At 66.7% G+C, this 406-nt stretch carries 1 protein-coding gene; it reads left to right on the plus strand.

Going from position 1 to position 406, the window contains the following annotated elements; translation table 11 throughout:
* Window positions 1-36: 36 nt before the first annotated feature.
* The coding region (locus tag EN845_RS33965; RefSeq protein WP_245511877.1) for a polysaccharide deacetylase family protein at window positions 37-406 on the plus strand (370 nt) is incomplete at its 3' end.

Here is a 406-nt window from a genome sequence, read left to right on the forward strand (position 1 = left end):
GAAGACCAGCGAGCCACGCTCCGCGAATTTGCGCGCGTGAACGGCATCGATCTGGCGACAACGCCCCCCAGCACGCTGATCAGCTGGGACGAGATCCGGGCCCTGTCCGGGCACGGGCTGGTGACGATCGGCGCTCACACCGTCAACCATCTCAACCTGAAACGGCTTTCGGAGGCCGACGCGCGGCATGAGATCGGCGATGTCCGGCGCATATTGCTGGAAAAGCTCGGCCAGGAGCCGCGCCATCTTGCCTATCCCTATGGCTATGCCAGCGCCGTCGGCTGCCGCGAAGTGGGCTTTGCCCGCGATGCCGGCTACGTCTCGGCGGTGACGACGCGCCATGGCGTGCTGCGCGCCGAGCATGCCGGCTTCCTGCATGCCTTGCCGCGCATCTCGGTCAATGGCC

It is taken from the genome of Mesorhizobium sp. M8A.F.Ca.ET.202.01.1.1 (genome assembly GCF_004791595.1).
GTDB lineage: Bacteria > Pseudomonadota > Alphaproteobacteria > Rhizobiales > Rhizobiaceae > Mesorhizobium.